Annotated in this window: 15 protein-coding genes and 1 tRNA gene; 12 read left to right on the top strand and 4 right to left on the bottom strand. The window is 40.4% G+C overall.

What is annotated here, in order from left to right; all coding sequences use genetic code 11:
* Positions 1-248: 248 nt before the first annotated feature.
* The gene (locus HC725_RS13470) at positions 249-2,099 is read left to right on the top strand and encodes an ABC transporter ATP-binding protein (RefSeq protein ID WP_190332340.1); all 1,851 of its coding nucleotides are present in this window, start codon (positions 249-251) and stop codon (positions 2,097-2,099) included.
* Between the two features lie 92 nt (positions 2,100-2,191).
* Here the strand turns inward: HC725_RS13470 and HC725_RS13465 are convergent.
* A tRNA-Arg gene (locus HC725_RS13465) sits at positions 2,192-2,267 on the bottom strand.
* A 285-nt stretch (positions 2,268-2,552) separates the two neighbouring features.
* Between HC725_RS13465 and HC725_RS13460 the strand changes: the two genes are divergently transcribed.
* The 11 genes from HC725_RS13460 (at position 2,553) to HC725_RS13410 (ending at position 12,298) form a co-directional block, all read left to right on the top strand.
* The gene (locus HC725_RS13460) at positions 2,553-3,845 is read left to right on the top strand and encodes a DUF2254 domain-containing protein (protein WP_190332339.1); all 1,293 of its coding nucleotides are present in this window, start codon (positions 2,553-2,555) and stop codon (positions 3,843-3,845) included.
* 281 nt (positions 3,846-4,126) lie between these two features.
* Entirely contained in the window at positions 4,127-4,747 is a 621-nt protein-coding gene (gene ccmA, locus HC725_RS13455) for a cytochrome c biogenesis heme-transporting ATPase CcmA (RefSeq protein WP_190332338.1), read from the top strand.
* Positions 4,747-5,415 carry a heme exporter protein CcmB gene (gene ccmB, locus HC725_RS13450; protein WP_190332337.1) on the top strand — a complete coding sequence of 223 codons (669 nt, stop codon included), beginning with the start codon at positions 4,747-4,749 and terminating at the stop codon, positions 5,413-5,415. The genes ccmA and ccmB overlap by 1 nt, the downstream gene beginning before the upstream one ends.
* 129 nt (positions 5,416-5,544) lie before the next feature.
* Positions 5,545-6,321 carry a heme ABC transporter permease gene (locus tag HC725_RS13445; RefSeq protein WP_190332336.1) on the top strand — a complete coding sequence of 259 codons (777 nt, stop codon included), beginning with the start codon at positions 5,545-5,547 and terminating at the stop codon, positions 6,319-6,321.
* Positions 6,321-6,527: a heme exporter protein CcmD gene (ccmD, locus tag HC725_RS13440; protein ID WP_190332335.1), complete on the top strand. Its 207-nt coding sequence runs from the start codon at positions 6,321-6,323 to the stop codon at positions 6,525-6,527. Before HC725_RS13445 ends, ccmD begins: the two co-directional genes overlap by 1 nt.
* Positions 6,524-7,057, top strand: a complete 534-nt coding sequence (gene ccmE / locus HC725_RS13435) for a cytochrome c maturation protein CcmE (RefSeq protein WP_190332334.1) — start codon at positions 6,524-6,526, stop codon at positions 7,055-7,057. The genes ccmD and ccmE overlap by 4 nt, the downstream gene beginning before the upstream one ends.
* A complete protein-coding gene (locus tag HC725_RS13430) occupies positions 7,054-9,036 on the top strand; it encodes a heme lyase CcmF/NrfE family subunit (protein ID WP_190332333.1) in 1,983 nt (660 codons plus the stop codon). The genes ccmE and HC725_RS13430 overlap by 4 nt, the downstream gene beginning before the upstream one ends.
* 20 nt (positions 9,037-9,056) lie before the next feature.
* On the top strand, positions 9,057-9,638 hold the full coding sequence (locus HC725_RS13425) for a DsbE family thiol:disulfide interchange protein (protein ID WP_190332384.1): 582 nt from the start codon (positions 9,057-9,059) through the stop codon (positions 9,636-9,638).
* The gene (locus tag HC725_RS13420) at positions 9,638-10,168 is read left to right on the top strand and encodes a cytochrome c-type biogenesis protein (protein ID WP_190332332.1); all 531 of its coding nucleotides are present in this window, start codon (positions 9,638-9,640) and stop codon (positions 10,166-10,168) included. Before HC725_RS13425 ends, HC725_RS13420 begins: the two co-directional genes overlap by 1 nt.
* Positions 10,165-11,400 carry a c-type cytochrome biogenesis protein CcmI gene (gene ccmI, locus HC725_RS13415; RefSeq protein WP_190332331.1) on the top strand — a complete coding sequence of 412 codons (1,236 nt, stop codon included), beginning with the start codon at positions 10,165-10,167 and terminating at the stop codon, positions 11,398-11,400. Before HC725_RS13420 ends, ccmI begins: the two co-directional genes overlap by 4 nt.
* 142 nt (positions 11,401-11,542) lie before the next feature.
* Positions 11,543-12,298, top strand: coding sequence for an MlaA family lipoprotein (locus tag HC725_RS13410; protein ID WP_190332330.1), 756 nt, complete (start codon positions 11,543-11,545; stop codon positions 12,296-12,298).
* A gap of 110 nt (positions 12,299-12,408) precedes the next feature.
* Here the strand turns inward: HC725_RS13410 and HC725_RS13405 are convergent, their stop codons facing one another.
* The 3 genes from HC725_RS13405 to HC725_RS13395 all read right to left on the bottom strand — a co-directional run bounded on the left by HC725_RS13405 (position 12,409) and on the right by HC725_RS13395 (position 15,380).
* Positions 12,409-13,740, bottom strand: coding sequence for an outer membrane protein transport protein (locus HC725_RS13405; RefSeq protein ID WP_190332329.1), 1,332 nt, complete (start codon positions 13,738-13,740; stop codon positions 12,409-12,411).
* 379 nt (positions 13,741-14,119) lie between these two features.
* Positions 14,120-14,839 (bottom strand): DUF3379 family protein, encoded by a 720-nt coding sequence (locus HC725_RS13400; RefSeq protein WP_190332328.1) that lies wholly within the window; start codon positions 14,837-14,839, stop codon positions 14,120-14,122.
* Positions 14,832-15,380, bottom strand: a complete 549-nt coding sequence (locus HC725_RS13395) for a sigma-70 family RNA polymerase sigma factor (RefSeq protein ID WP_446751370.1) — start codon at positions 15,378-15,380, stop codon at positions 14,832-14,834. The genes HC725_RS13400 and HC725_RS13395 overlap by 8 nt, the downstream gene beginning before the upstream one ends.
* Positions 15,381-15,519: the final 139 nt, after the last annotated feature.

Genomic DNA, 15,519 nt, shown 5'->3' with positions numbered 1-15,519 from the left:
TAGAGTCCATTATTCAAATACAAGTGCGATTCTAATTGAGAATCGTTAGCATTTGTTATTTTATTTCTTTATTCGGATAATTAACAGTGTTAATTAGAAAAATATCAATAAAAATGAAAATACAATGATCAAAATCAAAGGTAGGAATGTGATGTGTTTATGATTATCATAAGAGCCATCAAAAAGAAGAGGCAACAGTCGTTTCTTTTTCCTATCTAAACACCTCTTTTGTTAATGGAAACCACTTTATGTTCAAGTTTTTTGAAGGACTGACCTCAGCCTTTCCCAAAGATAAAGTAGAAACACCGCCAAATACTTTGTTTGCTTTTTGTATGCATTACAGTCGTGATTTTCTCGGTCCAATCATTTTGATGTCACTTTTGAGCGCATGTATTGCCATTATTGAAGTGGCTTTAATGGGATTTATGGGCTCGATTGTTGATATGCTTTCAAAGCATACTCCGGAAACTTTGTGGGCAGCGGAAGGCACCAAAATCATGGGGATGGGACTGGTTATTATTGTGGTCATTCCTGTGATTGGCTTCTTCCACTCCATGATCATGCACCAAACCTTATTAGGTAATTTTCCAATGTCGGTTCGTTGGCTAGCGCACCGCTACTTATTGAATCAAAGTGTCACTTTCTATCAAGATGATTTTGCAGGACGTATCGCTACTAAAGTCATGCAAACCTCATTGGCTGTGCGTGAAACAGTGATGAAATTTGCCGATATGTTGGTGTACGTGTCGGTCTATTTTGTGTCGATGATTGTCTTAATGGGTCAAGCGGATTTGTGGCTAATGATCCCGGTATTTATCTGGTTAGCTGCTTATGTTCTGACTCAAGTTTACTTTGTCCCTAAAATGAAGCGTATTGCTACCGCTCAAGCCGATGCTCGTTCTACAATGACGGGGCGAATTGTGGATAGTTACACCAATATCGCCACTGTGAAGTTGTTTTCACATACCAACCGTGAAACTGAATACGCAGAGAAGGGCATGCGGTCTTTCTTGCAAACGGTGTACGCTCAAATGCGTTTAGCGACCGTATTTTTATTCAGTATTGATATGCTCAACTACTTACTCTTATTCTCTGTGGCAGCATTATCGATTGGATTATGGATGAACAGCATGATCACGGTCGGAGCGATTGCGATTGCGATCAGCCTTGCACTGCGTATTCAAGGCATGTCTAAGTGGATTATGTGGGAAATCAGCGCCATTTTCGAAAATATTGGTACTGTAGTTGATGGTATGAATACGCTGTCGAAACCTGTTAGCACACAAGATGTGGCTCAAGCACCTGAATTAAGCGTTGAAAAAGGCGGTATTGAATTCGACCATGTGAACTTCCACTACGGTGAAAAAGATAAAGCGATTATCAATGACTTGCATTTCAATATTAAGCCGGGTGAAAAAGTCGGCTTGGTAGGGCGTTCAGGTGCAGGTAAATCGACGTTAGTGAACTTGCTATTACGCTTTTACGATTTAGAAAGTGGCACGATTCGCATCGACGGACAAGATATCTCCAAGGTGAAACAAGATTCGTTGCGAAGTAATATTGGCATGATCACGCAAGATACCTCACTGCTGCACCGCAGTATTCGTGAAAATATTATGTATGGTCGCCCAGAAGGAACCGAAGCTGATTTGTTAGCTGCAACGGCGCAAGCACATGCACATGAATTCATCGAAACCTTAACAGATACTTTCGGTAATGTTGGTTACGATGCTCAAGTGGGTGAGCGTGGTGTGAAACTGTCTGGTGGTCAACGTCAGCGTATCGCGATTTCTCGAGTATTGTTAAAAGATGCTCCAATCTTAATTATGGATGAAGCAACTTCAGCGTTAGATTCTGAAGTGGAAGCCGCGATTCAAGAAAGCTTATATGAATTGATGGAAGGGAAAACGGTTATTGCTATTGCGCACCGTTTATCCACTATTGCTGCGATGGATCGACTTATCGTATTAGATAAAGGACAAATCTTAGAGCAAGGCTCTCATCAAGAATTGATTGCACAAGGTGGCGTTTATGCACAACTTTGGGCTCACCAAACTGGCGGTTTCATCGGTATGGAAGATGATGTTATTGAAGCATAACGTATGATTTCTGAACGGTTAGTGTTTTAAATATCGTAAAGGCCAAGTGAGCGATCACTTGGCCTTTTTTATTCTAGCTAAATGGAATACGGTGGTGTCCCCTGCGAGATTCGAACTCACGTCTAAGACTTAGGAGGTCCTTGTTCTATCCAGCTGAACTAAGGGGACTTTTTTCATCTATGGTCAAACGTTTTGCAGAGAATATTTTTATGTAGGTTAAGTTTTTGTGCTAATTAACTTTTTATACCAACCAACGATTCTATGCCACTAACATTCTATGGCCGAGGATAATACGGATTTTTACTGCTAGCTTCAAGTAAAAAGGGTGACTATCAAGGTCGTAGTTTTGATGTTCATGTATTGCGTAATTCCCGATTTAACCTTTTAATAAATAAAACAGTTTATTGATTACCTCCTCTTCTCAGAAATTATCTATTTAAGTTGGAAAAATTTATGGCAGCTAGTTTTTCTCATGACCATATTCGTTTTATGGTGAACCGCCTCAAAGAAAAGCTTTGGGTTAAGCCATTATGGATGTGTGTTTGTTCTATTTTGGCGGTGTTTGTCGCAAAATTTGCCGATCACATGGATATCGGTTTTTTCGTTTTACCACTCAGTCTTGATTCATTAGTCGCTTTATTAGAGATCATGTCATCGAGCATGTTAGTGATCGCGACTTTTTCTGTTGGTTCGATGCTAGCAGCTTATTCCTCTGCCAGTAACTCTGCTACTCCTAGGGCGTTTACTTTAGTGGTTGCTGATGATGTTTCTAAAAATGCACTGTCTCGTTTTATAGGTTCATTTATTTTTAGCATTGTAGCGTTGACTGCGGTAAAGAATGATTTCTTCGAATCGCCAGGTTTATTAGTTTTATTTGTGTTAACTGTATTGGTGTTTGCTTTAGTTGTATTGACGTTTATTCGTTGGGTCGACCGCTTAGCCAGGCTTGGGCGAGTCGGTAATACGGTGGATAGAGTCGAGAATGTAGTGATGGGCGCCCTAATACGTCAGAGAAATGCACCTAATTTGTCTGGAGCGCCTTGTGTTGATACTGATGAAGGAGAAACGGTGGTCGCCACTCAGGTTGGTTATGTGCAGCATATTGATATCAGCCGTTTGCATAATTGGGCAGAAAAGAGGGATATGCATATTGTACTGGATGTACTTCCGGGGGATTTTGTTGCACCTGGAACGGTTCTGGCAAAAGTGCTTTATGATGAAAAAGAAGAAGATTTTGATTACAAAGATATTATTGCGGCATTCCAAATTGGGGTAGATCGAATTTTTGATGATGACCCACGATTTGGCTTAATTGTATTATCTGAAATTGCCAGTAAAGCCTTATCTCCTGCGGTGAATGATCCGGGATCGGCGATTAAAGTTATTGGCAGCTTAGTGAGATTGCTGGCGACATGGGCAGAGCCTGTACAAGAAAAAGATGCGCAAGAATCTTGTTATGATCGCGTGCAAGTCCCTGAGGTGAAAATTTCTGATATGTTTGATGATGCTTTTACGCCCATTGCTCGTGATGGTGCGGGTTGTTTAGAGGTTGTAACGCATTTACAAAAAGCGTTTTCTGCATTGCATTTATTGGGTGATGAACCGATGAAAACAGCGGCGAAACATCATGCGGAAATGTCGTTAAAACGTAGCGAAAGTGCTTTAACTCTTCCTGAGGATTTACAGGTTGTTCGCAATATCAGTATGTTTAAGGTGCAAGCGAAACCAAAACCAAAACCAGAGTAATATCACTCGCTATTTTGACTAAAAACAATAAAGTTTCAAATAATCAAAACTATACCTATTTATGATTATATTCATTTCTTTTTATTTGCCGAATGATAGCTAGAGGTGAGGGCTTCTTTCGATATTACTTAGCCCTTTTATGCTGTTGGGCTTAAATGTCGATGTTTAAATTGTATTTTTGTGACAATTCAAACATTACCCAGAAGGTTTGTATTGTGAGGCTTCCGACTCAGAGGTCCTGTGGTAATATATGTCCTTTCCTTAACGATAGATGATGTCAAATGCTAGAAGTTAGTGGTTTAACTGCCATTCGTGATGATAAAGAACTGTTTCGTGATATCTCGTTTTCTGTAAAACCAAATGATTTGGTACAAATAGAAGGTCGAAATGGTTCAGGTAAAACCACCTTATTGCGTATAGTGACGGGGCTTGCTGACTGTGATGACGGACATATTTTATGGAAACAAACAAACACTCAAAAAGATCGGGATGCCTTTCATCAAGATTTATTGTTCTTAGGGCATCAAACGGGTGTAAAAAAAGAACTGACTGCGTTTGAAAATTTATCTTTCTATCAACAAGTAAATGGTTCTAAAGGCGTGACTGAACAAGATATTTGGCTAGCATTAGCAAAAGTAGGCTTGGCAGGTAAAGAAGATATTCCTTCAGTTAAGCTTTCAGCTGGTCAGCAACGCCGTGTTGCTTTGGCTAGGCTCTGGTTAAGTAAGCATCCTTTATGGATTTTAGATGAGCCATTAACGGCAATTGATAAACAAGGCATCAAAGTAATTGAAGAATTATTTTTGGAGCATACAAAGCAAGGTGGAATGATTTTGTTTACGACTCACCAAGACATGTTTACGGATCTACATTCGCTTAAAAAAATAAAGTTAGGTTCGTAATGATAGCGAATATGGGGCATATCATTCGTCGTGAGTTATTGATTGCTTATCGTCGTCAAGCCGATGTATTTAATCCATTATGGTTTTTCATTATTGTTGTTACTCTTTTTCCATTAAGCGTTGGTTCTGAACCTAATTTGTTAGCACGTATTGCTGCAGGTATTGTTTGGGTAGCGGCATTGCTTTCAGCTCTGTTATCGTTAGAGCGCTTATTTCGAGACGATTTTCACGATGGTGCGTTAGAGCAGATGATGCTTTTACCTATTCCACTTCCTTTGGTCGTGATGGCAAAAGTGCTTTCTCATTGGCTGCTAACTGGATTGCCACTTATTTTAATTAGCCCATTGCTTGCCGTATTGTTGTCCCTTGATTTCAACACTTGGTTGGCGGTTGTCATTACTTTATTGATTGGTACACCAACATTAAGTTTTATCGGAGCGATTGGCGTAGGGCTTACCGTAGGGTTACAAAAAGGCGGGGTATTACTCAGTTTATTAGTTTTACCTCTGTATATTCCTATTTTGATTTTTGCGACTTCTGCAATTGATGCTGCTAGTGGTGGTTTTCCGTATTCTGGGCAGTTAGCCATTTTAGGTGCGATGCTATTGGGCTCTATGACGTTAACACCGTTTGCGATTAGTGCTTCTTTACGGATAAGTGTGAATTAGAAATATAGAATCAAATATAAGATCAATGCCCAAAGTCACAACATTAAGTAGACGGGCATAAAAAATTTAAATTAGCATGATTAGTTTGGATAGCACGTTCAAAACTAACTTTATACAGTGAGAAGCAACATGTGGAAATGGCTACATCCTTATGCGAAGCCTGAAAGAACCTATCAGCTTTGTGGTTCATTACTGCCTTGGTTTTCTATTTTTGCCACGATTTTTCTGGTTATAGGGATGATCTGGGGATTGGCTTTTGCTCCTGCCGATTACCAACAAGGAGACAGTTTCCGAATTATTTATATCCATGTACCTGCTGCGATGTGGTCGATGGGAATTTACGTATCCATGGCAATCGCCGCTTTTGTTGGCTTGGTGTGGCAACTGAAATTGTCGAATATGGCTGTAGCCGCGATGGCTCCCATTGGTGCTGTTTTTACCTTTATTGCGCTTGTTACAGGCTCCGTTTGGGGTAAGCCAATGTGGGGTGCGTGGTGGGTGTGGGATGCACGCTTAACTTCTGAGTTAATCCTATTATTTTTATACCTTGGCGTGATTGCGCTTTATCATGCTTTTGATGATCAAAAAACAGCCGCGAAAGCTGCCGGTATTTTAGCGATTGTAGGTGTGATCAATATCCCTATTATCCATTATTCGGTAGAGTGGTGGAATACGCTTCATCAAGGAGCCACTATTAGCAAGATAGGTAAACCTGCTATGGCAGCTGATATGTTATGGCCATTATTGTTTAGTATTGCTGGCTTTGCTTGTTTCTCTGTTGCATTAGCTTTAGTGCGTTTTCGTACTGAAATATTAAGATCTGAAAGCAACCGACCTTGGGTGATTGCGTTAGTTCATGCACGCTTTCCAACTCAATCGACGTCGACAAAACGTGAGGTGAATTAATGTATTTTGATTCTTTATCTGATTTCTTTGCGATGGGTGGGTATGCGGCCTATGTATGGAGCGCATTTGGTATTACGTTCCTAAGCTTATTGGTTTTATGCTGGAGTAGCCTGTCTCAACATCGGGCTTTATTTAAAGAGATCCAACAAAAAATGGATCGTGAAGAACGCATTCAAGCGGCAAAAAAAATGGAAAATACACTATGACTCCAAGACGTAAGAAAAGACTTGCTATTGTACTTGCCATCTTAATTGGCGTAGCGGGCACCGTTGGTTTAATCATGTATGCGTTAAATCAAAATATGAACTTATTTTATACGCCAACAGAAATCGTTAATGGTAAACCTGATGGCACCATGCCTCATGTTGGAGAGAAATTACGGATTGGTGGTATGGTTGTGGTTGGGTCGGTAAAACGTGATCCTGAAACGTTGAATGTGAGTTTTGATTTAGAAGATATAGGCCCTAAAGTCACGGTTAATTATACGGGTATCTTGCCGGATTTATTTCGTGAAGGGCAGGGCATTGTAGCTCAAGGCACATTAGTTGATGCTACCACCATTAATGCCTTTGAAGTATTAGCCAAACATGATGAAAACTACATGCCGTCAGAAATTGAAGAGGCAATGAAGAAAAAGCATCAACCAGGTTATAACACTGAAACATCAGATCCTAAATCTGTCACCTCTGAAACTAAAATGAATCAATCTGAAACTAATCAAGGAAGCGGGCAATGATTGCTGAACTTGGACACTTTGCCTTAATCTTAGCGTTGGGCTTTTCAATATTACTCAGTATTTTTCCACTGTATGGCGCGAGCACCAATAATAGAACCTTGATGGGAATGGCGAGACCGTTATCGTGGGGAATGTTCCTCATGTTGGCATTCTCATTCGGTACTTTATTGTGGTCTTTTTATTCCAATGATTTCACGTTGCAGTATGTGGCGAGTAATTCAAATAGTCAGCTTCCTTGGTATTACCGCTTAACAGCAGTATGGGGTGCACACGAAGGCTCCTTGTTGCTTTGGGTGTTGATTCAAGCGATTTGGACCATTGCGGTGGCGACTTTCAGCCGTGGTATGCCACTTGAGTCAATCTCTCGTGTACTTGCCGTTATGGGCATGATTTCAGTCGGATTCTTGTTGTTTATCATTTTAACCTCAAATCCATTTTTAAGTGTTCTACCGTACTTTCCTGTTGATGGGCGTGACCTTAACCCATTGTTACAAGACCCAGGTTTAATTATCCACCCACCAATGTTGTACATGGGATATGTGGGTTTCTCTGTGGCATTCTCTTTTGCTATTGCATCATTAATGACAGGTCGTTTAGATACGGCATGGGCTCGTTGGTCAAGGCCTTGGACTACCGCCGCTTGGGTATTTCTAACGGTTGGCATCGCACTGGGTTCTTGGTGGGCTTATTATGAACTTGGCTGGGGTGGTTGGTGGTTCTGGGATCCAGTCGAAAACGCATCGTTCATGCCTTGGCTTGCTGGTACTGCATTAATGCACTCATTAGCAGTAACGGAAAAACGTGGCACATTTAAAGCTTGGACTGTTTTACTGGCAATTGCCGCATTCTCATTAAGTTTACTGGGTACATTCCTTGTTCGCTCTGGTATTTTGGTGTCTGTGCATTCATTTGCCTCTGATCCGGCACGCGGAATGTTTATTCTGGCGTTCTTAGCTATCGTAATTGGTGGCTCATTATTGTTGTTTGCATTGAAAGGCTCAAAAGTTCGAGTTCGAGGTAATTATTCATTAATCTCGCGTGAGAATGCTTTATTGTCTAATAACATATTGCTGATTGCGGCATTAGTTGTCGTGATGATTGGTACGCTTTTACCTTTAGTGCACAAGCAAATTGGTATGGGTTCAGTCTCGATTGGTGCACCTTTCTTTAATAGCTTATTCACATGGCTGATTGTGCCGTTTAGCTTAATTTTAGGGATTGGCCCGCTGATTCGTTGGAAGCGCGATAATCTTTCTAACGTTAAAATTCCTATTTTGGTGTCCGCGGTCGTATCGGTCGCATTAGCGGCTTTAATTGGACAGCTATCTTCAAAACAGTTTATGCCACTCGCTTCGTTAGGTTGGTTCTTGGCAATTTGGATCGTGACGATGCACGCGTTCGAATTATACCAACGAGCAACACACCGCCATTCTTTCTTTGTTGGTATTACTAAGCTGCAACGTAGTCACTGGTCAATGATGATGGGACATATTGGATTGGCCATTACTATTATCGGTATTGCTATGGTGCAAAACTATAGCATTGAGCGTGATGTACGCTTAGAGCCGGGGCAGACGTTTGATATCCAAGGCTATCAATTTCATTTCACGGGGTTACGCAATCATGATGGCCCGAATTATGATGGTTTTATTGCTGATTTCCGGATCACGCAAGATGGTCAATATGTGAATGATTTGCATGCCGAAAAGCGTTTTTACCACACGGCTCGTTCAATGATGACAGAAGCGGCGATTGATCGCGGTTTTACTCGTGACTTATATGTTGCAATGGGTGAGCAGCTTGAAGGCAGCGATGCTTGGGCAGTGCGTATTTATTACAAACCCTTCATTCGTTGGATTTGGTTAGGTGCAATTTTTATGGCCATTGGTGGTATTTTAGCCATCAGTGATAAACGCTACCGTTTCAGAAAAAAATTGAATGTGTCTGATGATTCAAATAAATCTGAACAGGAGGCGTAAGGATGGCAGATAAAAAAAGTATGAATCGTAAAATTTTATTTGTGCCTTTGGTCTTATTCATTGCATTGGTTGCAGTCTTTGCTACTCAGCTTACTCGTAATGCGAAAGGTGACGACCCAACAAAATTAGAATCCGTTTTAGTCGGTAAGTCAGTGCCGGATTTTGAACTTGAAGATTTATACCAACCAGCTAAGACCTACGATCAATCTTTGTTTAAAGGTAAGCCACTTATTTTGAATGTGTGGGCGACTTGGTGTCCTACTTGTTATGCCGAGCATAAATTTTTAAATAAATTGTCTTCTCAAGGTGTAAATATCATCGGTTTGAATTACAAAGATGACCGAACTAAAGCGGAAAAGTGGCTAAAAGATTTGGGTGATCCTTATCAAATCGTTCTGTTTGATGGAAATGGTATGTTTGGTTTAGATCTAGGTGTTTATGGCGCGCCAGAAACTTTCCTTATTGATGCTGATGGTAAGATACAATATCGTCATGTTGGTGATGTGAATATTAATAATTGGAATGAGACTTTATTGCCGCTCTATAACAAATTAGCAGGGCAAAAAAGTCCATTACCACCGACACCGATGGGGCAGAACTAATGAAAAAATTCGCTTCATTGATAATTGTCTTACTCGTGTCTTTAAGCTTTCCAGCGCTGGCTGCGATCGAAGTGTTTGATTTTGATACGCCAGCACAAGAAGCTCAATTTCAAGAGTTGAGTCATACGTTACGTTGCCCTAAATGTCAGAATAATTCGATTTCTGATTCCAATGCTGAGCTAGCAAAAGATTTACGTGAAAAAACGTATTTAATGACGAAGCAAGGGAAATCAAAACAAGAAATTATTGATTATATGGTTGCTCGCTACGGTAATTTTGTTACTTATAATCCACCTCTTACCCCTTCAACGGCTATTTTGTGGCTGGCTCCGCTAGGTATTGTTTTATTTGGATTTGGCTTTATTTTTCTGCGTACTCGCAGTAGAGCTAAGATCGAGAAAGAAAACCCTGAGCAGTGGGATGAGGAACACGAACAACGTTTGCAACAGCTTTTGTCTAAGCAAAATACGACATCTGAAAATGTCACAGAGACCGCTGGCAAGGATGATAAAAAAGGTAACGACGCATGATAGTTTTTTGGATTGGTACGGTTTTATTACTGGCAGTTGCTGCGATATTTATAGTTTATCCTTTGTTCAAATCAAGAGATATTGATGAAGCGGCACAGCGAGATGAACTCAATAAAGCATTTTTTAAAGATCGCTTAGATGAATTAGAAGCGGAAGATTCTGCTGGCATCATTGAAGATAAAAATGATTTAGTGACGGATTTAAAACAATCCTTGCTAGATGATATTCCTCACTCTCAACATGATCTTACTACTTCACACAAAAAAATGAAGTGGATGGTTATCCCTTTTATGTTGTTCATGGCCGTCACCGCTTATGGAATGTATGCAATTTTTGGTGCTAGCGAACAAGTCGCACACTGGAAAAAGGTGGAGAATAGCTTACCTGAACTAACTAAAAATTTAATGAACCCTCAAGGTGTTGACTTAACTGATCAGCAAATGGCTGATTTGACGCTTGCGATGCGAACTCGCCTACAAAGCCATCCTAATGATGGGACAGGTTGGGTATTGTTAGGACGTATTGCGATGGCAAATCGTGATGTTGAAACGGCAATTGGAGCATTAAGCAAAGCCGATCGTTTACTGCCTAATAACCCAGATGTGCAACTCAGCTTGGCACAGGCGCTAATGTTTTCATCAGATCCTGTCAATACTGAGAAATCAGGTACGATTTTACATCAACTATTACAGCAGCCAGAAGTCGATCCTCGAGTCTATTCCTTGATGGCTTTTAATGCTTATGAAAATGCTCAATACGAGCAAGCCATCCAGTATTGGCGTGAATTACAAGATGTAATTGGAGAAGGTGATTCTCGGTATGCGATGTTAGAACGCAGTATCCAAACGGCTCAGCGTGAGTTAAGTGGTGAAGAACATCCACAAAAAGTAGAGCATGAAGGGACGCCAGTTAGTATTACTATTTCTCTCGCGCCTGATGTGCCTACACCGGAATCTGGTGTATTGATTGTCTCTATCCATAGCGCCGATGGTGCTCCAATGCCAATTGCCGCTGCACGTTACCCACTATCGAAGTTCCCAGTAACGGTCGTACTTGATGATAGTAATAGCATGATGAAGCAACGTAAGTTATCAAGCTTATCTGATATCATGGTTCGTGCTCGTATTGATAGTGACGGCAATGTATCCACACGTGATCATGACTGGCATGGTGAAAGTTTGCCTGTCCATTTAGGTGACAATGTTGTGATATCTATTGATAAGAAATATTGATATTACCTAGAGAGATACAATACAATTAGGCTACGTGTTACATTCCAGTCGTTAGTACAATATTGGGTGTGACAGATGAAAGGCAAGTTATTCTTATGACTTGCCTTTTTTATTCGATACTTTTTTCACAGGATGTGGTGATTTGAGCAAGGTAAATGCCTCGTTTTCTCTTTCCTCTATATTTAGCTTATTTTTACTAATAGGGTGCAGCAGTGCGCCTGAATCTTCTGAAAATCCATCTACTGTTAATGATCCTTTGGAGGGCTTTAATCGGACGATGTGGGATCTAAACTATGACGTTTTAGATCCTTACCTAGTACGTCCAGTTTCCATCGCATATATGGAATGGTTACCAACACCATTGACCGCTGGGCTTTCTAATTTTTTAGATAACCTAGAGGAGCCCGCCAGTGCACTGAACAATTTATTTATGGGAAATGGTGGTAAAGCCTTAGATAGTTTCAATCGCTTTTGGATTAATACCACTATAGGTTTACTGGGGTTTATTGATGTCGCCAGTGAAGCAGGTATTACTCGTTCGAGCCGAGAGTTTGGCGATGTGCTGGGTTATTATGGTGTCGGAAATGGTCCTTATCTTATGATGCCAGCATACGGGCCCTTAACTCCGCGAGATCTTGCTGACCAAGCGGATAGTTTATATATGCCTCTCTATTGGCTGACTTTTTGGCAAAGTGCCGGTAAATGGGTAATTCAGGGCTTAGAAACCCGTTATGAGTTAATTCCACAAGAAGGTATGCTCCGTAACTCTCCTGATCCATATGCGTTAAGCCGCAGTATTTATTTACAGCATCAAGATTTTAAAGCTGAAATTGAAAAAGAACCTGAACCTGTGGTGGATGAAGATTTACTGGATCAGTATTTAGGACATGATTACTAACGATGTTTTAAAGCTCTCAACGCTATGATTTTAAAAACATGGCCCTTAAAAATAAAAACAGCCTGGTCAAGAATTGATGAGGCTGTTCTTTTATCCAGATTTCAGATTACTTAGAAGGATTTACTGTATTGAATCCCTGTTATTATTGCATCTGTGTGTGTCGTGGCTTCAATACTCGAAATATTGTCGTAGCTTTGTTCAGCATCAACATCAACACCAAGTAGATAGGTAAAGCCGAAGTCGATACTAGAATCTTTTGTTGGAGCGTAAGAGAAGCCAGCAGATAACCAATGTCGGTTTGAATCAGGAACGGCAATCGTGGTGATTTGATCTTGTGCGCCTTGATCGAATTTATAACCCGTACGTAGTGTCCATTTCTGATTCAAATAATAGGTAGCACCTACGGCAACGCTCCAAGTATCTTGCCACTCAAATTTTTCTAGCGTATTAGGGCTTCCGTTGGTAGTGAGTTTGTCAAACTTGCTCCAATCGGTCCAGCCAACGGTATAGCTTAGTGCGAATCGGGTACCTTTAAAGCGGTTATAACCAGAAAATTGCGCAAAATCAGGAAGGGGAACGTATAGTTCATCCGCACCAGTTGCATGTAAAAGGCCATCCATTTTTCCTTTGGCGGTTATTTCAGGGCTGGCATGGTATGAGAATCCCCAACGATTATTTTCGTCTAATTCGTAAGTGGTGCCGACGTTCCATCCAAGACCTACGCCACTGGCATCAACATCGGCAGCATTGAAATTATGATTTACATTATATGGTAATGAACATCCTTTGCCTGAATTTCCAGTAAGTTGATTACAAATTGTATTAAATGTCATACCAGCGCCTTCAGGTTTAAAACTTCCTGAAGTATTAATATCTAAGTTTCGTTTAAACTCACCATGACCATAAATGACATCTAATCCTGCACCAAAGCTCCATTGTTGATTTAAGCGATAGGAAACGGCTAAGGCTAGATCCGCACTGATGATGCTTGAAGTGCCGCCGTACTCACCAGGAAAAGAAGAATCAAATTCTGATGCAGTACCAAAGTTAGAGTACAAACCTGCGCCAACCGCCCATTTGTTGTTTAATGGCACCACTAAAAACATATTTGGTGCGACGGCTAAATTGCCTGCATCATCGTAGCTTACTGAACCTGAGTTATTGTTAATATCACTAGAGTATTGACCATCAGAAACTGAAATCTTTGGCTTAATAGCGGTCGCGCCCATCGAGAAAGATGTTTTATCAAAAAGTGCCATCGCTGCTGGGTTAATTGCCATCACCGAGGCATTATCGCCAATGATGCCATCACCGGCAAAAGCACGCCCAGCTCCAGTGGCAGATTGTGCATCTAATTGAAAGCCTGCCGCTTGAGATTGGGCGGATACTAGTATCATCGCAGCGGTCAGCGTTGAGGTGGTGAATACACTCAGCTTTTTCATAGTAGATGTACCTATTTAAAAATGGGGTGAAGCAATAAAGGATGCGCATTATGGGGGGGATGATTAATTGAACATATCCGACCATTGATTAATTGGTAGGCAAAAGAGCTTAATGTCGCAGATTGTGATGCTAAAATTGTTAACTTTGTTTGTTGCTATTTTGTTGTTGTTATTTGTGGTGTGAATCTTAGGATAAGGTTGCACTTTTTGGGGAATGTATGTGCTACTGGGTTTTCTAGTTATCGACATGTTTTAAATGAAGTTTTTATAAAATCAGATTTTGGGGGAGATAGATAGAAACACATGTGAAAAATGAAAAGTATTTCACATGTGTTATTGGTTTTTTACTCAGATATTTTTTAGTAATTAATATCGAACTCTATGTATTGAGGGAGAGTAATAAGGCTATTTTCTGTGAAAGTGCTTGGATATTTTCATTTTCATTACCAATAAGAACCAAGCTACCTTTGTCTAACGGAACTATTTCACCTTTTAATCCTTGTTGGAAAAACACATCAGACTTCGGTACTTCAATTTTAGAAATAAACGCGGTTACTTTCCCTTCTTTCCCCGCAAAAACCATGTGTAATGCAGAATGTTTACCACCAAAACTACAATGATTGAGATAGTATAAATGATATGGAAAGGCACCATTGAGTTTATAAGCGTAAGTGCTGAGTTTAGCATTTACTTCTTGCTCTGAATTGGCCTCATCAATGTCATAGGCAAATTGCTCGCCATGAGTAATATGCTCCATGGCCATATCTTCTAAGCTAGCGTGTGCTGGAGATATTAGAATAGTTCCCCAATTAATTTGCCCCACGCTGAGGCCAATGGTAAAAATGATGGATGCTGCCAGCGCAAACATGCGGCTACTCATGCTTACCTGTTTTTTGGCGGGTGAATGCGCAAAAATAATTTTGTCGGCAAGGTCATCAGGTACATCTACACTGAAAGCTTTTTCAAGTTTATTATCGAGTGAGGAGAGGTTATCTGCATATTGGCGATTGTTTTTATCGGCAAGAATTTTGTGTAGCACCTCGTCACTGCGGTCTTTAGGATCTGACAATATACGGCGTCGAAACTCTAAATCATCCATTATGGGCTCCCAAAGTGTGTTCTGATGCTTCCAAGCTTTCTTTTAGTTGGTTTCGTGCTCGAAACAGCCTAGTCATTACCGTGTTTTTATTTAAGTCGAGGATCTGTGCAATTTCCTCACCACTAAAACCCGCAATAACTTGTAAAAATAACGGTTCACGATATTCCAGTTCTAAATTCATAATTTGCTTTTGTAACCATTGTTGTTGGTGATGGGGGTCATCGTTGGTTGAACCACTGTTCCCCGGCTCATCAATATCAACAAGATCGAATTGTTTGCGTTCAAAACGACGTGCATTTTCACGCCTTAAAATAGTAATTAGCCAAGGTTTAGCCGCTTTCTCATCTAACAGGCTATCTAATGACTTCCATGCACGCAGGCAAGTTTCTTGCACTAAATCTTCGGCAATATGTTTGTCTTTGCATAGCCAATAGGCATAGCGATATAGATCTCGATGATAAGCTCGAACTAAGCTTTCATAGCGTTTTTGTCTGTCCATATCTTTAATGACCGAGTCAGGTGCATTTTTCTTTCTAAAGATTTGGCTAATTGACACAATTAATCCCTTATTAATATTTTACTCATACAAAATTTATTAGTATTGAGGTTGCTAATTATTTGATTACTTATCAGTTTTGACCCTAAAATGACTGTGTGAACTAGTAAAGTGTGGTTTCTTA

Origin of the sequence: Vibrio sp. S17_S38 (genome assembly GCF_014694375.1) — a bacterium.
Lineage (GTDB): Bacteria > Pseudomonadota > Gammaproteobacteria > Enterobacterales > Vibrionaceae > Vibrio.
Note: the sequence above shows the minus strand (reverse complement) of the source record. Positions and strands in the feature narration are given on the sequence as shown.